The organism is Bacillus sp. NTK074B, from assembly GCF_017303375.1.
In the GTDB taxonomy this organism is placed as follows: Bacteria; Bacillota; Bacilli; order Bacillales; family Bacillaceae_B; genus Rossellomorea.
Window position 1 is genome coordinate 75,319 of record NZ_JAFKOH010000005.1, and the last position, 15,416, is coordinate 90,734.

Sequence of the window (15,416 nt, forward strand, 5' to 3'; positions counted from 1 at the left end):
CCTCCCTTCAGGCCAACTAAAGGAGGACACGTATGAGCAAGAATCAAAAGAACATGACCCTATTCGCATTGACCTGGCCGATTTTCATAGAAATATTCCTTCACATGCTCATGGGGAACGCGGACACATTAATGCTGAGTCAATACTCGGACGACTCAGTTGCGGCTGTCGGGGTGTCCAACCAGATCCTTTCTCTTATCATAGTGATGTTCGGGTTTGTTGCAACGGGTACCGCCATCCTTGTCGCCCAGCATTTAGGAGCCGAAGAAAATCGAATGGCCGGGGAAGTTTCCATCGTTTCCATTGCCGTCAATCTGGTATTCGGGATATTACTGAGTATAGCCCTAGTATTTTTCAGCAAACCGATCCTTCTATCAATGGATCTTCCACGTCCTCTCATAAGTGAGGCCTCTTCCTATTTAAAGATCGTAGGAGGGTTCGCTTTCATACAGGCCCTGATCATGACAGCAGGCGCCATCATGAGAAGCTACGGCTATACGAAAGATGCCATGTATATCACAATCGGAATGAATATCATCAATGTTATCGGGAACTATTTATTCATTTTCGGACCATTAGGCGTACCCGTGCTGGGGGTAGAAGGGGTGGCGATTTCCACCATTACCTCAAGAATGATCGGACTCATTGTTAGTCTTATCGTCATATGGAAGCGAATACCAAGCGCTCTTCCACTCGGGGCATTATTCCGCCTTCCTATGTTCCATGTTAAGAATCTTTTGCGCATCGGGATCCCCTCTGCCGGAGAACATCTGTCCTACAATGGATCTCAGATGGTTATTACGTATTTCATTGCAAGCATCGGAACCAATGCACTGACGACAAAGGTTTATGCCCAGAATCTTATGATGTTCATCTTTTTATTCAGTGTGGCCATCAGCCAGGGAACACAGATCATCATCGGACATATGGTTGGAGCGAAGGATTTTGACAGTGCCTACGATCGTTGCTTAAAAAGCTTGAAAATCGCCATTGTTATCTCTCTTATCATGGCTGGTATATTTTCCTTAGCCGCAGAACCGCTCCTCCGGATTTTCACGAGCAACGAAGAAATCATTTCTCTCGGTAAGACCTTGATTTACCTGACGATCATTCTTGAACCGGGAAGAAGCTTTAACCTGGTGGTCATCAACGCACTCAGGGCAACAGGCGATGTACGGTTCCCCGTTTATATGGGGATTTTGTCCATGTGGGGAGTCAGCGTCACCCTCTCCTATATACTTGGAATCTGGTTCGGCCTCGGACTGATCGGAATCTGGATCTCTTTCATAGCAGACGAATGGCTGAGGGGAATCATCATGCTCAAACGCTGGCGATCCAAAGTTTGGATCCACAAACGCCTCACCCAAAGTGACAGAGACGCCATTTAGAGGGACGAACCTTCCGCCCCACCCAATAGAGTCAGCTCGTAAACCGAGCTGACTTTTTTTATCCTGTAATGTAAGCGCACACAAAGATGTATGTTAGATTTTTTTACATAAAAACGCTTACATTACTAATTAACACTTGAACTTTTGTTATTTTCTGAATATGATAAATAATATAACTTATTCATGTGACAAAAACTAACATCAAAGAATAGAGATATTGAATAACCCATTCTAAAAGGAGGAGTAAATTATGAAAAAAGTAGAAGCGATCATTCGGGCAGAAGCTTTTTTGTCATTACGAGAAGCATTATGTCTTCGCGGATTCAGCGGACTGACCGTATCGGAAGCTGCTGGTTGCGGAAAACAAAAAGGAAAACAGGGAATATTCAGGGGAAACAAATTTGAACTTCAACTGGTTCCCCGGATCAAAGTGGAAATGATTGTGGATGACGGGCAAGTGGAAGATATCATCGACCTGATCGTGGAGCATTGCAGTACTGAAACTGTAGGAGACGGAAAGATTTTCATCTATCCAGTTGAAGAAGTCATTCGAATTCGCACGGGTGAACGTGGAAGAAAAGCAGTCTTATAGCCTACCGCTCATCACCTTCGTTACTTCAGCCACGGCTAAACTCATTTTTGGAGGGATACCATTGATTAAAAAAATTTCAGCTCTTGTATTTCTGTCATTGTTCGTAAGCTCCACTGCATTCGCAGCTGCACCTACTGCGGAATCGGTTCAGGCATCCGTAGACTCTCTTTGGGTCATGATTGCTGCCATACTTGTGTTTTTCATGCACGCCGGTTTCGCAATGGTTGAAACTGGATTCACCCGTGCCAAGAACTCTCTCAATATATTAATGAAAAATTTCCTGACCGTTGCCATTGCATCCGTCCTGTATTTCATCGTAGGGTTCGGCTTTATGTTCGGGGGATCAACGGGTGGAATCATTGGATCTGATAGCTTTTTCCTGTCAGGACGTGAGGATATTGGCTTCTTCCTATTCCAATCTGTTTTCGCCGCTACCTGTGCGACGATCATATCGGGGGCAGTAGCTGAAAGAATGAAACTAAAGAGCTATATCCTTTTGACCGTTGCCATGACGGGAATCATCTATCCAATTGTTGGCCATTGGGTATGGGGAGGCGGATGGTTGTCGGAGCTTGGATTCGTCGATTTCGCCGGCTCTACCGTCGTCCATTTAACAGGTGCTGTGGGAGCCTTCATTACTGTCTTATTCCTTGGAGCCCGCATAGGCAAATACACCAAAGGTAAAGTGAATGTCATTCCTGGTCATAATATACCAATCGGCGCCCTTGGCGTATTCATCCTTTGGTTTGGATGGTTCGGCTTTAACGGCGGCAGCAGTCTGGCAGCTGATCCCGCCCTTGTTCCTCAGGTCATCACTACAACCTTATTCTCAGCATCTGCTGCCATTCTTTCATCCGCTTTTTATACGCTGATCCGATTCAAACGAATCGATCCATCCCTAACGCTTAACGGTGCCCTTGGTGGACTGGTCGGGATCACTGCCGGTTGTGCCAACGTGTCACTTGTGGGTTCTCTCATTATCGGTCTTATTGCCGGGGTCATCCTTGTTGAAGCCGTGACGTTCATCGATTCGAAATTGAAAGTAGATGATCCTGTCGGTGCCATTGCAGTGCATGGAATCTGTGGGATTTGGGGAACGTTTGCTGTAGGATTATTTGATATTCAAAACGGGTTACTTTATGGCGGAGGGGCCTCATTAGTAGCCACTCAAGCACTTGGTGTGTTAGCAGTCATTGCCTGGACGTCCATTAGTGTCGGAGGGTTTCTTTACATCGTAACGAGAGTATCAAGTATCCGCGTATCACGTGAAGAAGAGCTATCAGGATTGGACTTTACAGAACATGGGTCCAATGCCTACGAACTAAAAGATACAGTGCTGGAATCAAACGTTTCTTCTGCTTCACCATTCGGGTCTGATTTAGTGGATCGCTTGAACTCAATCGGAACGGGCAAAGTAAGGGACATGAATCAAAGGAATACGATATAGATACGGACAGGAGCTGCTCATAAGCGGCTCTCTTTTTTATTTTAATACTTTTTCACGAAGCTTGAACCACACAAACATAAGCTCATATGGAAGGCTTTCCTGCAGCCTCCATATGAGCTTACTTATGAAATACTCGATATGATTTTCTCTTTTGCATCTTTAGAAACAAAGTGTTTCTTGGAAAAAACATTGTAGTGATTATTTCTCACCTCATCCAGGATCGCCCGGTATAATAAGGCAGCACCCTTCACGGGGGTTCTTGAATAAACAGGATAAAGGTTCATCGTGCGGAAGGCTTTTTCATAATAGCCTTCCGCTACACCGGCCATTTCTTCCCACAGGGACTGAAAGGCATCATCGTTTCTATATTCCATCAAATCCGTAACGGTATATTCATATTTCACTAACAAATCCTGCGGAATATATAGTCTTCCTCTTTCCAGATCCTCGCCGATATCCCTTAGTATATTGGTAAGCTGCATGGCATACCCCAAATAAATTCCATCTTCCCTCAAATGCTGTTCTTTCCCTGGAGCAAGTATAGGAAGGAGCATTAATCCGACTGTGCTCGCTACGTGATAGGAATAATCCAGCACATCTTCCATATTCACATATACCCTTTCGCTGAGATCCATCCTTTGGCCCCTGATCATATCACGGAAAGCCTGCACGTCCATATTGAAACGCTTAAACACATCATCCAATGCAATCCACATTGGCTGATCATGATTGTAAAACCCGGTTAAAAAAGATTCAAACTCCAATTCGAATTGTCGCAATTCATCAAAAGGACTTGTGCCCTCATCAACGATATCATCTACTTTGCGACAAAATGCATATACAGCCCAAACGGCCTTCTTTTGATCTTTCGGTAAAAGAGAGAACGCTCTGTAAAATGTTTTGGAATGAAGCTTAATGATATTTTCACAATGATCGTATGCTTCCAAGATCCTGTTCATGTAAGGACACATCCTTCCTTTCCGATTCTGTTTTATAATATTCTTTAAAGGCTTCAGCAACCAGCTTTGCACCTTGCATGACAATCGGCACTCCACCACCCGGGTGGATGGATGCTCCAACGGCAAAGATATTTTTCTCCGCAAACGGTTGTACCTGAGGTCTGAAGGGACCAGACTGCATGAGACTCGGCGCAATGCCGAAACTTCCACCTGAATACAGCCCCTCCTGCATTGCTTCTTCAGGCGTTCTGACCTTTATCCACGTGATTCGTTTCTTTAGCCCATCGAATCCTCTTTCCTCCATTGTATCTAATACGAGATTAGAAAGAAATTCTGAAGCATCCTTCCAGTCCAAATCGTCGGATGCAGGAACAGGGATGAGGACATATAAGACACTGTTGCCTTCGGGCGCAAGGGATGAATCGACCTTAGAAGGATTAAAAACGTAAAAAGAAGGTTCTTTAGGAATTCTCTTATTCTTGAAAATATCCTCCATATTTCTTGAGAAATTTTCGTTTAAATAAAATTGATGCATTTCCTTATCATCAAATTTCCCATCGACCCCCATATATATAAGCACACATCCAGATGACGGCTCGTAGGTTTTAGGGGATTTCCTTTTTAATAATTTCGATGCTGTGGGGAAGTCTCCATTGATGATGACAGAGTCTATTTCTTCCTGGTGATTTCCCAGGATAATATGAGTGGCTTGATCACCTGCAGTCTTGATTCCGGTAACAGGAGACGATGTCTTGATCGTGACCCCATTTCGTTCACATGCCTTTTCCACATGGTCCAATAAGCCTGCATAGCCCCCTTTAATATAATAGATACCATGCTTATGCTCACTGTAGGATACTAAACTGTAAATGGCTGGAGTACTGTATGGGTTTCCTCCAATGTATAATGTTTGCAGACCATAAGCTGTCTGAAGCTTTCCGTGCTGAAAATACCGCTCCAAATTCCCCATTACATTCCGGTAGGCTTTTAATTTGAGTAATGAACCTATCGTTCGAGTGTTGAGGTAATCCTTTGTTTTCAAAAAAGATGATTCAAGAAATTGAGGCTTTCCGATCGCGAATCGTCTATCCATGTCATTCATAAATCGAAGGAACCCTTCTTCATCACCGGGAAACTGCTCTTTAATTTCTTCATACTGCTTTTGGATATCAGCATACTTCCTGTACGTTTGACCATCTGCAAAATGAATATGATAAAGGGGATCACATCGGATGAATTCAATTTCGGCTGTGTCTATCCCCGCCTCTGAAAGAATTGATAAAAGCATTTCAGGAAGGAGAACAATGGTCGGTCCTTTATCAATTTTGTACTCACCTTCTTGAACAAAGGCAAGGCGCCCACCGATCGCCGACTCTTTCTCATAGACGGTGACATCATGACCCTCTTTTGCCAATAACAATCCGGATATCAATCCACCTATTCCCGATCCTACGACTGCTGTTTTCATAAAGCTTCCTCCATTGGTTGTTCTTTATTGAAAGAGTAGGAAGGGTCTTCATTCATCAGCATATTGGTTGTAATACGGGCAGATTCCAATATCGTAGGCAATCCGCTTCCAGGATGAGTTCCTCCTCCAACCAGCCAGCAGTTTTCAAGCTCTTCGAACCGGTTATGTGGACGGAGTGCCATCATCTGGGTTAATTGATGCCCAAGGTTAAAGGTGGCCCCTTCATAAATATTGAAGTCCACTTCCCAATGATGCGGAGAAATGATTTTTTCAACCTGAATATGGTCACGGATATTTTCTAACCCTGCTTTACTTTCCACCGCATCCAATACGAGTTCTTTGAAAGTCTGCTCATTCCTTTGCCAATCGATCCCACTTACGTTGTTCGGAACAGGAGCAAGGATATATAATGTGGAATGCCCTGGCGGTGCCAGTGTTGGATCTGTAACCGAAGCATTTTGAATATAAATGGAAGGATCTTCAGGAAGGGTATACGTCTCCGTTATTTCCTCAACATTTTTCTTATAATCCTCTGCAAAAACGATACTATGATGAGGAAGATCAAACTGTTTATCCATTCCCAAATAAATCATAAAGGTCGAACAGGAATATTTTTTCTTTTTCAGTTTTTCTTTACTGTATTTCTTTAAGACGCCATCATCAACCAAATTACTCATGACGTGGGCAAAGTCCCCATTGATGATGACTTCATCAGCGGCAATCTTTTCTCCATCTTCTGTCATGATGCCTTTCACCACATTACGGTCTTCAATCCATAGTTTCTTGACTCCTTGCCCAAGATGGATCGAACCTCCATGCTCTCCCACCACTTTTGCCATGGATTTTGATAATTGATTCAAGCCTCCGATAGGATGGAAAATGCCATATTCGTGCTCCATGAAGGAAAGTATGGAAAATGCCCCTGGACACTCCCAAGGTGACATCCCTAAATATTTTGATTGAAACGTAAAGGCTAACCGTAGTTCATGTTCTGTAAAATAATCACTCAACACGCTATAAAGGGATTTCCCAAGGGACAATTGGGGCAGTGCTCTCAAAACCTTCCAACTGATATATTGATAATAACGGTCCATCGGGCTCTGCAGAATCGGTTTTAATCTCTCCATTTTTTTTCGTGTATCATTCATGAAACGGGTATACCCTTCTGCATTTCCTGGATAATGGCGCTCGATTTCATCGGACAGCTTTTTAGGATCTTTAAACATTCGGACTTTTCTATCCTTAAAGATGAGTTCATACATCATGGAGAGTTCCTGTAAATCCATATAGTCATGAAGATTTCTCCCTGATGCCTCAAATAATTCTTCTGCAATTTCCGGCATACTTAAGAATGTCGGCCCAATATCGAATGTATAACCATCCATCGTGACAGAACCATTTCGTCCGCCCACAAATGATTGCTTCTCATATACGTCTACTTTATACCCTTTACTGGCAAGAAGCATTGCCGCGGCCAAGCCTCCGGGACCTGCGCCGATGACGATTATTTTTTTGGCCAATGTTATAGCCTCCAGTGCTTTTTATTTGTACATTTATTATACAATACTTATACAACTCTTTTCCACCAGAAAGAAAATATAAACTCTATTTTTCCAAATAAACATGTTTTTTTACAATGGATGAGGTTGTCCTATATATAATAAACTCTTAAAAACCGCATACGGATCTCTTCAATTGCATCATGTTGCTATTCAGCCACAGCGGCTTCTCATGGTTTAAATAAGAAAAAGCATAGTTGAGAGTGGATCCCTCTTTACTATGCCTCCTTTTGCTAATCATTATTAGTTTAAATCTATGTTTGTACCGGACTCTTAATTCTTAATACCGGCCTACTCCACAATCTCAATCTTATAATCCTTGAACCATACATGTATCTGGGCAAGATGGGCAAGGAGCTGAGGTCCGGTCATGAGCTGACCGTACCACGGTACTTTAAAGGCAGCCCCTCCCGATGCAACAATTTCCTTCAGTTTCTTTTCATCAAATAATTCGTAAAGAATACTCGATTTATCTTCAAGGATTTCGGTCAGCCAGTCCCCGACCAGTTTCGTATAGACCGGGTGATGGGTTTTCGGATACGGGCTTTTCTTTCGATACAGGACTTCGTGAGGCAGGACCCCTTCAAGGGCCTTCCTCAGGATGCCTTTTTCTCTTCCTTCATGCATTTTCATCTCCCACGGAATGTTCCATACATATTCTACAAGTCTATGGTCTGCAAAAGGAACACGTACCTCAAGGCTCGCTCCCATGCTCATCCGATCCTTTCGATCTAATAACGTGGTCATGAACCAAAGTAAATTCAAGTAGAACAATTGCCTCCTCTTGGTCTCCAGTTCATTTTCCCCTTCTAATAACGGGGTTTCTGCAACGGTTCGGTCATATTGCTCCAACACATATTCTTCGAGATTTAATTTCTTACTCCACTCTTCCTTCAAGAGCCCCTGGCGTTCAGCTGTAGACCGCATCCAAGGGAATCCTCTGCGATTAAAATCTTCAGGTCGGTGGAACCACGGGTATCCACCAAAGATTTCATCAGCACATTCACCGGATAGTCCTACCGTAAAGTCCTGTTTGATTTCCCGGCAAAACCATAAGAGAGATGAATCCACGTCGGCCATCCCCGGAAGATCCCTTACATGGACTGCTTCAATCAAATGGTCTTTAAGCTCTTGTTGGCTGATTTCACATTGGTGATGAATCGTATCAAATTCCGAGGTCATCTTTTCTATCCAAGGTGCATCGGAGTTCGGTTGAAAATCATTCGCCTTAAAGTATTGGTCATTCTCCTCATAGTCAATGGAATACGTATGAAGCTTCCCTTTACCTTCTTTTTTATATGAATTGGACGCAACTGCTGTAATGGCGCTGGAATCGAGCCCACCCGATAAGAATGTACATAAGGGTACATCGGAAACAAGCTGCCTTTCTATGGCGTCGGTAAGAAGAAAGCGCACTTTAGAAACCGTTTCGATAAAGGAATCGGTATGTTTCTCACTTTTTACATTCCAGTACCTCCAAATGTTCAAACCCGCTTTCGAGAAAATCATGGCATGGGCCGGACGCAGCTCCTTTACCCCTTTGAACACACCATTTCCCGGCGTACGCGAAGGACCGAGACCCAATACTTCCGCCAAGCCTTGAAGGTCCACTTGGGGCAAAACATCGGGATGAGCAAGCAAAGCTTTTATTTCAGAACCGAACAGGATCCCTTCATCCTTTTCGAAATAAAATAAAGGCTTTACGCCCATTCTGTCCCTCCCAATAAAGACATGTTCCTTTTCACTGTCCCATACGGCAAAGGCGAATATCCCGTTTAAATGATGAACACATTCTTCTCTCCACTCTATATAAGAAGTCAGCAGTACTTCCGTATCAGAGTGTCCCTTGAACGAATATCCTTTTTCTATAAGTACTTTCCGCAAATCTTCTGTATTGTATAGTTCTCCGTTATAGCAGATGGTGAATAGGTTGTTGTTATGATATAGGCTCATGGGCTGTCTTCCACCTGAAGGATCGACTACGATCAATCGTTTATGACCAAACGCAACGTTTCGGTCCACCCATACGTTCGTTTCATCCGGCCCTCTTTTAGAGAGGGTTTCCGCCATTTTTTCAACGACAACTTTTTGTTTCGACATATCTTGTTTATAATGGATCCAACCTGTAATTCCGCACATGGTGATCATCCTCACTTTCTAGTCAAACAAACTGGGCTCACTGACACATAAATTATTCTATGCTTACCGATAGAAATGGTTAATTGTCTCAATCAATCTTCACATGAATGAAATATGATAATTATGACAAGAAATGTAGTTAAGGAGGGATATTCACTTGAGCAACATATTTCGATCCAACATTATAAAATCCCAAAAAAGGTCCTATTCCGAAGGCACCGCCTTATTCGAGGAGGATACGTGGTTCTTTTTCGAAATTGATGCCGAGGAGGAGTCTGAACTCGAATTTTACCTCAATCATGAATTGAAAGTATATAGAGATGGAGATTGGCTTGCCGGTGTTCTTTTAGAAGACGGGATCATTGTCACGCCCTACGAACGGCTAAGAATTGAGAATGGCGATCGAATTCAAATAAAGAAGAATATATTATATTCGCTGGAGAATTTATTAGAAGAGATTTCAGATGATGCTTTTCATCAGTTTACAACGGCCTTGAACAATTTGGGTTATTCGATTTATGACAGTATTTTCTGTCACAACCACCTTGTTTTCCTCGGAAACCAAAAAATCAAAGAAGGAGTGAACTTCATCACCTTCGACAACAATGTGGAAGTGTGTGCCGTTCAGCATCACTTCACTTATTACAAAAAGAAACGGGATCGATTTGAGTTTACACTGAGCACCGGCAGGCGGATTGTGATTGAGAGCTTCAATATCTGAATACCTGAATGAAAAACATATCCAAAAGCAACAATGTATACGAAAACAGTCTTAAAATAAAAAAAGTTGGCACTCATACGGAGCCAACTTTTTTTCATTATGCAAACGGATGAAGACCTAATGGTAAACGTAATCCCAAGTATATAACAATGACTAAAGCGATGACCATCACGATCCAGAGTACATTTGTACTCTTTCCTTTATTCATACGGACCAGAATCATTTCAAAGATTCCGATGAGCAAGATCCCCACCAAGCCTTTGATACCGTAAAGGGCAGGATCAATGCCTTGATGCTTCCAGAATAAAAGGGAACCCGTTAAAATGATGAGCAGGTAGAATAATCGTAAAATCATATGTACAACTTTCATGCCTTTTTTCTTTCCTGCATTATGCAAGCCGACCGCTACAAAGAAAAGAATGATGGCAATGACCCACGTTGTAATATGGGCATGTGTATTATCAAACATATTGAACCTCCTACAGGTAGATAGTTTACGTTCATAATATTACCACAGTCTGTACAACAACAGAAATTTTAACTAGGCCTGTAACCGATTTGTCAAAATTCCAAGGGCTTCGATTTCAATCTCCACCAGATCTCCCTTTTTTAGAAAACGGGGAGGCTTAAAGCCTTTCCCGACGCCTGAGGGTGTACCTGTCGCAATTATGTCACCCGGTTCCAGTGTCATCCCTTTTGATAAGGTAGAAATAATGGTTGGAATGGTGAAGATCATTTCTCCCGTATTGGAGGATTGTCGGATTTCACCATTGACCTTTGTCTTTATGGACAAGTTATGAGGATCCCCCACTTCATCCTTTGTCACAAGGTAAGGACCCATTGGGCAGGTTGTATCGAGACTTTTCCCGATGAAGAATTGGCCATGTTTTTTCTGAAGATCACGGGCAGTAATATCATTAAGGATGGAATAACCAAACACATACTTCATGGCATCTTCTCGAGAGATCCCTCTCCCCTTCTTCCCTATGATTACGGCCAGTTCTCCTTCATAATCAAGCTCTTCTGTTATATCATCGTGATGAAGTACCGTTTCTCCGTGACCAATGACCGTATTCGTTGCTTTCGTAAACATCATGACGTCCTTGGGGATATCTTGTTCAGCACCCATTTCCAGGGCATGCTCACGATAATTTTTTCCTACGCACATGATATTTCTCTTCGCTTTCGGAATTGGGGAAAGCCATTTCACTTCATCCTTGGCAAAAGAACGAATGGTCCCGGCCTGCTCCTTAAGGACATTTGTCACACCTTGGAGAAAATCTTCCCCGTATTCTATCCCCTTCAGTAAATCCCGGGGTAAATCATGGACTCCCGCCAAATCAAGGAGCCTGCCATCCATCTCCACCCCATAGGTTTCTTTATCCTCCACTTTAAAACTTACGAATTTCATACGTCATATCCCCTTTCTACCGTTTTACATCTTTCCTTTTTCCCCCGCATTGCGTCTACCATAACTTAATACACGCCATAGCTTCTCAACAGGACCGTGCTGGAACTTGGATAACCAAATTTCTGACATGATCACCTGTATGACATATATGCCTACTGCGAGCATGGTGCCAGTCGTTAACGTCACTTCCCCGTATAGACCAAATCCATATGAATAGAAAATCAATGTACCGATGACCGATTGCATCAGATAGTTTGTGAGGGACATCTTCCCCATTGAAACTAACGGCCTGCTCCATTTCATGATTTTTTCATTCAACAATAATAATGAAAGAATTATTGCATAAGATACTGATAAGAACGGACCTCCCAAAAAGTCTTGTATGTATGAATAAGCAAAGTTGGATGCTATGAGAAGCGGCAGGGACTTGATGACAATTCCCAAGAGAAGTGTACTTCCACCAGTCACCATCCAAATCTTTCTATGGGTCGATACCTTTTCCAGTAGCTGCAGCTTACTTGCTGCTGCCCCGATCATCATCATAGGGAGAATGGATAATAATAAGAACAAAAGATTATCAGGGGAATTCACCATATACCAGTCTTCGAAACGCTGGGCCATGATACTGCTGAAGCTGCCTGAAGCATAGGCTGCAACCGAATTCTGGAGAGCGGAAATATTCGTATAATGCATTACCCCCGTCGGATCGGCAAACGTCATCAACACTAGTAAAATACTGAAAAAAGTTTGTGGCAACAGAAATAAGATACCCCCAAGCCACATCAATCCCTTTCCGGAAAGTCTCATGAATGCAAGTAGAATAAAACCAAACACTGCGTAATTAATCAGGATATCCCCAGACCATATCAGGAAGGCATGGATACATCCGATTCCCAATAATACAAGAAGCCTCCTGATTCCGAAACGGTAGAAGGACGTTCCTTTATCCACAGCCCTCTGCTGCTGAATTCCTAACCCATACCCGAACATCATGGCAAATAATGGGTAGAAGCTTGCTTGAACCAGCACATCGATCCATGGATACAGCCCAATATCTTCCGGTGTTTTCCACCACGTATACGGATCCATATATAGAAATGGTGAATGAAAAGAAATCATATTGATGATAAAGATACCCAGCAATGAGAATCCTCTGATCACATCAAGACTTAGAATGCGTTTTGATTGTTCAATAGGCGACATGGTGTTCATTTATCTTCCTCCGAAAAAATAATCTTGATTCTATTCTAACCCTAAACTGGGAATTAGGCGATTATCACCTATTCAGTTTCTTAACATAGAATAACAATAATTAACTTTGTCTTAAAGGTGTGAATCACAATGCCCGCAATCGTAGGAATTGCACAAGTCGTCAATGTCGGTTCAAGCGCCGTCTTCCATATCGGGGACGTATTTAACATCAGTCCCATATCCACAGCCAAAACCTTTGCCGGGGCAGGTTCATTCATCACGGGAAAGGGAATTTCAGTCTATAATGAGAGCTCCTTGACCTACACCGTGGATGACGATGGAATGGATCAAGGAATAAACTTTAACGTATGAGTGTGATGCCGAATGTCGAATTATTATATTCAACAATCCATACAGATTCAATTTATTAAAATCGGGGGAATGTCCAATTCTTCCATCCTTCAAATTGGAACATGCGGTCAAATTACTACCAATGACTTTCTTTATAACACAGGGGGCTTTACAGAGCCTGCTCCTGAAGCTCAGAAGAACGGAGCCTCACCTTCCTCTATTACACCGCTCGTTCCGCTGCAATCGCCGGGATAAATATAAGATATCGCGACAAAAGAAAGAGGTGGCAGGATGAATAATTACTATATGACCCCCCAACAACTCTATCAGTATATCGAAATGTTAAATTCGAAAATTGTCGCGTTGGAAAAAAAAGTGAATGAGCTGTCACAGGAATTAACCACCCTCAGGGATACCCCCAAAATCAATGTGGAGAAAATCGAATACAAATTTGACCAGCTTAAAGTGGAATCCCTCGACGGCACGCTGAATATCGGACTGAATCCAAGCAACTTAAAGGAAACCATTGAAGACTTAGCCGTCGAGCCCAATGTTGATGTTAAATCGATCAAAAACCTAGAGCCTTATAAAGAGAGAATCACATCAGAAATCAAAGCGTATATTGATTCAGAATTACCCTCTCTTATCCAGGATAACGAAATGCAATTCCAGCGTTCTCTAGATCCATCTTATTACGAAATGATTCAGCAGGATCTTCTGAATCAGATGCCGCAACGAATTGATTTTTATTTACAAAATATCCCCTATATTGAATCGAAACAACAAGAAGGGGAATGGGAGCGGAAAATCATCAATAAAATTAAAAAAGATATCGAAACGGCCCTGTTCTCCTTTATGTCACAAATCCCAGATCATATGGAAGGAATGAAGAACAATGAACCTCCAGGTAATCAATCGTGAATTAACCGTTGGGAATATTGATATTGCAGGGGTTTCCAGTTCCTCCCTCGTTCTCGTCGGGGATGCTGACATCATTCAGCTTGCCTCGGCATTCGATACCCCGCCGGAATCACTGCTCATCGGTCCATTCGTTCCTCTTACCCCTAAGTGATTTATGCTTAAGAGATACTCGATTTTGAATTCATTAGAAGGTGTTACCTTAGCCTTTAGTTCTCTTTATCAGATAGGGGATTCTCAAAATATCAATGCAGTGTCGAAAGCGTATGCCGTACAGCGTGAGAAGGAATTTTTTTTAACAAGCGAAGGTACTTTTGATTCTGAAGTGTTTACCAGTTCCATTGACCTCCCCCGCATCAATCCGAATATAAAGGTAAGCAGATTAAATCTGTGCCCGATTAAAGTAAACAGTATGTATATACGCGCTACAGCATTTTCGTCCATCATCCATATCGGGAACACATGCAATGTGTATATGGAAGGCAGGGTTAAGAATATTCGTCAGCTCGAAAAAGGTAAGGAACAACAAAACTTTGAAAACATAGAAGAACCTAATTAGAATACTTCTCTTTCAACGGGATCAGTTTTTCACATGAACGTTCCAGTCAAGTTCACATAGGCTACTAGTATAGACAAATCAAAAGAGGATGTTGATTATGCCCGCTTTAGTAGGTCCTGTCGCTATTCTAAACGTAGGTGGGGGAAATGTTCAGTTCGGTGACACTGCCATTATTTCACCAAAGTCAGCGTCTAAGACATTTGGTGGATCCGGTTCCTTCAATACGGGTCCATTTCAGTTAAGCTACAATGTCTTCAGCGTAAGTACCACCTTTGATTGTAACGTCGTAGACCAGCCGATCACCGGAAATAACTAAGATAACAAAAAGCCCATTCAAAGGCTTTTTGTTATTTATAGGACCTATCGCTTTCTTCTGCGTTCCAGACTTTTCTTTGTTTTTATTAATTTGGTGGGAGGCTGCTTACGTATCCATTTGATGAATGCGTAAATCTTTTCATCGTTTCTTAGATCTTCAATGGTGTTTAATCTCGCCCCCAGCTCTTCGTTGGTGTAAAGGGAATGAATCTGCTTATGACAGGGAATGCAAAGCTGTGCCGTGGGAAGGAATGTACCGCCCACCTCTTTAGGTGTGAGGTGATGAACCGTTGTTTCCACGTTCCCACGTGCACATAATTCACATATTCCAATTGTTTTTTTACCCATTTTCACCATCCCCCAGTGTGTGATTAATATAGGTATTCCCTAGCTGCCAT

At 42.5% G+C, this 15,416-nt stretch carries 18 protein-coding genes; 10 read left to right on the forward strand and 8 right to left on the reverse strand.

The genetic code is table 11. The features are described 5' to 3' along the window. Nucleotides 1-32: 32 nt before the first annotated feature. The 3 genes from JI667_RS10015 (at nucleotide 33) to JI667_RS10025 (ending at nucleotide 3,427) form a co-directional block, all read left to right on the forward strand. On the forward strand, nucleotides 33-1,388 hold the full coding sequence (locus JI667_RS10015; protein WP_206852646.1) for an MATE family efflux transporter: 1,356 nt from the start codon (nucleotides 33-35) through the stop codon (nucleotides 1,386-1,388). A 250-nt stretch (nucleotides 1,389-1,638) separates the two neighbouring features. Then, on the forward strand, nucleotides 1,639-1,980 hold the full coding sequence (locus JI667_RS10020; protein WP_206852647.1) for a P-II family nitrogen regulator: 342 nt from the start codon (nucleotides 1,639-1,641) through the stop codon (nucleotides 1,978-1,980). Between the two features lie 61 nt (nucleotides 1,981-2,041). Beyond that, a complete protein-coding gene (locus JI667_RS10025) occupies nucleotides 2,042-3,427 on the forward strand; it encodes an ammonium transporter (RefSeq protein ID WP_206852650.1) in 1,386 nt (461 codons plus the stop codon). Between the two features lie 122 nt (nucleotides 3,428-3,549). Here the strand turns inward: JI667_RS10025 and JI667_RS10030 are convergent, their stop codons facing one another. The 4 genes from JI667_RS10030 to asnB form a co-directional block, all read right to left on the reverse strand. Beyond that, the gene (locus JI667_RS10030; RefSeq protein ID WP_206852652.1) at nucleotides 3,550-4,386 is read right to left on the reverse strand and encodes a phytoene/squalene synthase family protein; all 837 of its coding nucleotides are present in this window, start codon (nucleotides 4,384-4,386) and stop codon (nucleotides 3,550-3,552) included. Next, entirely contained in the window at nucleotides 4,352-5,854 is a 1,503-nt protein-coding gene (locus JI667_RS10035; protein ID WP_206852653.1) for a phytoene desaturase family protein, read from the reverse strand. Before JI667_RS10035 ends, JI667_RS10030 begins: the two co-directional genes overlap by 35 nt. After that, nucleotides 5,851-7,374 carry a phytoene desaturase family protein gene (locus tag JI667_RS10040; protein ID WP_206852655.1) on the reverse strand — a complete coding sequence of 508 codons (1,524 nt, stop codon included), beginning with the start codon at nucleotides 7,372-7,374 and terminating at the stop codon, nucleotides 5,851-5,853. Before JI667_RS10040 ends, JI667_RS10035 begins: the two co-directional genes overlap by 4 nt. 330 nt (nucleotides 7,375-7,704) lie before the next feature. Next, nucleotides 7,705-9,552, reverse strand: a complete 1,848-nt coding sequence (gene asnB, locus JI667_RS10045) for an asparagine synthase (glutamine-hydrolyzing) (RefSeq protein WP_206852657.1) — start codon at nucleotides 9,550-9,552, stop codon at nucleotides 7,705-7,707. 157 nt (nucleotides 9,553-9,709) lie between these two features. Here asnB and JI667_RS10050 point away from each other — a divergent pair, with 157 nt between their 5' ends. After that, entirely contained in the window at nucleotides 9,710-10,273 is a 564-nt protein-coding gene (locus JI667_RS10050) for a DUF2777 family protein (protein WP_206852659.1), read from the forward strand. 97 nt (nucleotides 10,274-10,370) lie between these two features. Here JI667_RS10050 and JI667_RS10055 read toward each other — a convergent pair whose 3' ends face one another. From JI667_RS10055 to JI667_RS10065, 3 genes are all read right to left on the reverse strand, one after another. Beyond that, entirely contained in the window at nucleotides 10,371-10,742 is a 372-nt protein-coding gene (locus tag JI667_RS10055) for a YisL family protein (RefSeq protein ID WP_206852661.1), read from the reverse strand. Nucleotides 10,743-10,814: 72 nt separating this feature from the next. Then, complete coding sequence (locus JI667_RS10060) at nucleotides 10,815-11,684, reverse strand: fumarylacetoacetate hydrolase family protein (RefSeq protein ID WP_206852663.1); 870 nt, start codon at nucleotides 11,682-11,684, stop codon at nucleotides 10,815-10,817. Between the two features lie 24 nt (nucleotides 11,685-11,708). Beyond that, complete coding sequence (locus tag JI667_RS10065; RefSeq protein WP_206852665.1) at nucleotides 11,709-12,896, reverse strand: DUF418 domain-containing protein; 1,188 nt, start codon at nucleotides 12,894-12,896, stop codon at nucleotides 11,709-11,711. A gap of 129 nt (nucleotides 12,897-13,025) precedes the next feature. On the opposite strand from JI667_RS10065, the gene JI667_RS10070 reads away from it, so the two are divergent. The 6 genes from JI667_RS10070 (at nucleotide 13,026) to JI667_RS10095 (ending at nucleotide 15,019) form a co-directional block, all read left to right on the forward strand. Beyond that, nucleotides 13,026-13,247 carry a spore germination protein gene (locus JI667_RS10070; RefSeq protein ID WP_206852667.1) on the forward strand — a complete coding sequence of 74 codons (222 nt, stop codon included), beginning with the start codon at nucleotides 13,026-13,028 and terminating at the stop codon, nucleotides 13,245-13,247. Between the two features lie 12 nt (nucleotides 13,248-13,259). After that, nucleotides 13,260-13,481 carry a spore germination protein GerPB gene (locus JI667_RS10075; protein WP_206852669.1) on the forward strand — a complete coding sequence of 74 codons (222 nt, stop codon included), beginning with the start codon at nucleotides 13,260-13,262 and terminating at the stop codon, nucleotides 13,479-13,481. Between the two features lie 36 nt (nucleotides 13,482-13,517). Next, a complete protein-coding gene (gerPC, locus tag JI667_RS10080) occupies nucleotides 13,518-14,147 on the forward strand; it encodes a spore germination protein GerPC (protein WP_206852671.1) in 630 nt (209 codons plus the stop codon). Continuing rightward, entirely contained in the window at nucleotides 14,122-14,298 is a 177-nt protein-coding gene (locus JI667_RS10085; protein WP_206852673.1) for a spore gernimation protein GerPD, read from the forward strand. The genes gerPC and JI667_RS10085 overlap by 26 nt, the downstream gene beginning before the upstream one ends. A gap of 24 nt (nucleotides 14,299-14,322) precedes the next feature. Then, the gene (locus JI667_RS10090) at nucleotides 14,323-14,703 is read left to right on the forward strand and encodes a spore germination protein GerPE (RefSeq protein WP_206852675.1); all 381 of its coding nucleotides are present in this window, start codon (nucleotides 14,323-14,325) and stop codon (nucleotides 14,701-14,703) included. 97 nt (nucleotides 14,704-14,800) lie between these two features. Continuing rightward, nucleotides 14,801-15,019, forward strand: a complete 219-nt coding sequence (locus tag JI667_RS10095) for a spore germination protein (RefSeq protein ID WP_206852676.1) — start codon at nucleotides 14,801-14,803, stop codon at nucleotides 15,017-15,019. Between the two features lie 44 nt (nucleotides 15,020-15,063). On the opposite strand, the gene JI667_RS10100 is transcribed toward JI667_RS10095, so the two are convergent. Beyond that, nucleotides 15,064-15,366 (reverse strand): HNH endonuclease, encoded by a 303-nt coding sequence (locus JI667_RS10100; protein ID WP_206852678.1) that lies wholly within the window; start codon nucleotides 15,364-15,366, stop codon nucleotides 15,064-15,066. Nucleotides 15,367-15,416: the final 50 nt, after the last annotated feature.

What these genes read in the sequence shown, in the direction of transcription:
- JI667_RS10015 (WP_206852646.1), top strand. Translation starts at nt 33, where the DNA reads ATGAGCAAGAATCAAAAGAACATGACCCTATTCGCATTGACCTGGCCG.
- JI667_RS10020 (WP_206852647.1), top strand. Translation starts at nt 1,639, where the DNA reads ATGAAAAAAGTAGAAGCGATCATTCGGGCAGAAGCTTTTTTGTCATTA.
- JI667_RS10030 (WP_206852652.1), bottom strand. Translation starts at nt 4,386, where the DNA reads ATGAACAGGATCTTGGAAGCATACGATCATTGTGAAAATATCATTAAG.
- JI667_RS10035 (WP_206852653.1), bottom strand. Translation starts at nt 5,854, where the DNA reads ATGAAAACAGCAGTCGTAGGATCGGGAATAGGTGGATTGATATCCGGA.
- asnB (WP_206852657.1), bottom strand. Translation starts at nt 9,552, where the DNA reads ATGTGCGGAATTACAGGTTGGATCCATTATAAACAAGATATGTCGAAA.
- JI667_RS10055 (WP_206852661.1), bottom strand. Translation starts at nt 10,742, where the DNA reads ATGTTTGATAATACACATGCCCATATTACAACGTGGGTCATTGCCATC.
- JI667_RS10060 (WP_206852663.1), bottom strand. Translation starts at nt 11,684, where the DNA reads ATGAAATTCGTAAGTTTTAAAGTGGAGGATAAAGAAACCTATGGGGTG.
- JI667_RS10065 (WP_206852665.1), bottom strand. Translation starts at nt 12,896, where the DNA reads ATGAACACCATGTCGCCTATTGAACAATCAAAACGCATTCTAAGTCTT.
- JI667_RS10070 (WP_206852667.1), top strand. Translation starts at nt 13,026, where the DNA reads ATGCCCGCAATCGTAGGAATTGCACAAGTCGTCAATGTCGGTTCAAGC.
- JI667_RS10075 (WP_206852669.1), top strand. Translation starts at nt 13,260, where the DNA reads ATGTCGAATTATTATATTCAACAATCCATACAGATTCAATTTATTAAA.
- gerPC (WP_206852671.1), top strand. Translation starts at nt 13,518, where the DNA reads ATGAATAATTACTATATGACCCCCCAACAACTCTATCAGTATATCGAA.
- JI667_RS10085 (WP_206852673.1), top strand. Translation starts at nt 14,122, where the DNA reads ATGAACCTCCAGGTAATCAATCGTGAATTAACCGTTGGGAATATTGAT.
- JI667_RS10095 (WP_206852676.1), top strand. Translation starts at nt 14,801, where the DNA reads ATGCCCGCTTTAGTAGGTCCTGTCGCTATTCTAAACGTAGGTGGGGGA.
- JI667_RS10100 (WP_206852678.1), bottom strand. Translation starts at nt 15,366, where the DNA reads ATGGGTAAAAAAACAATTGGAATATGTGAATTATGTGCACGTGGGAAC.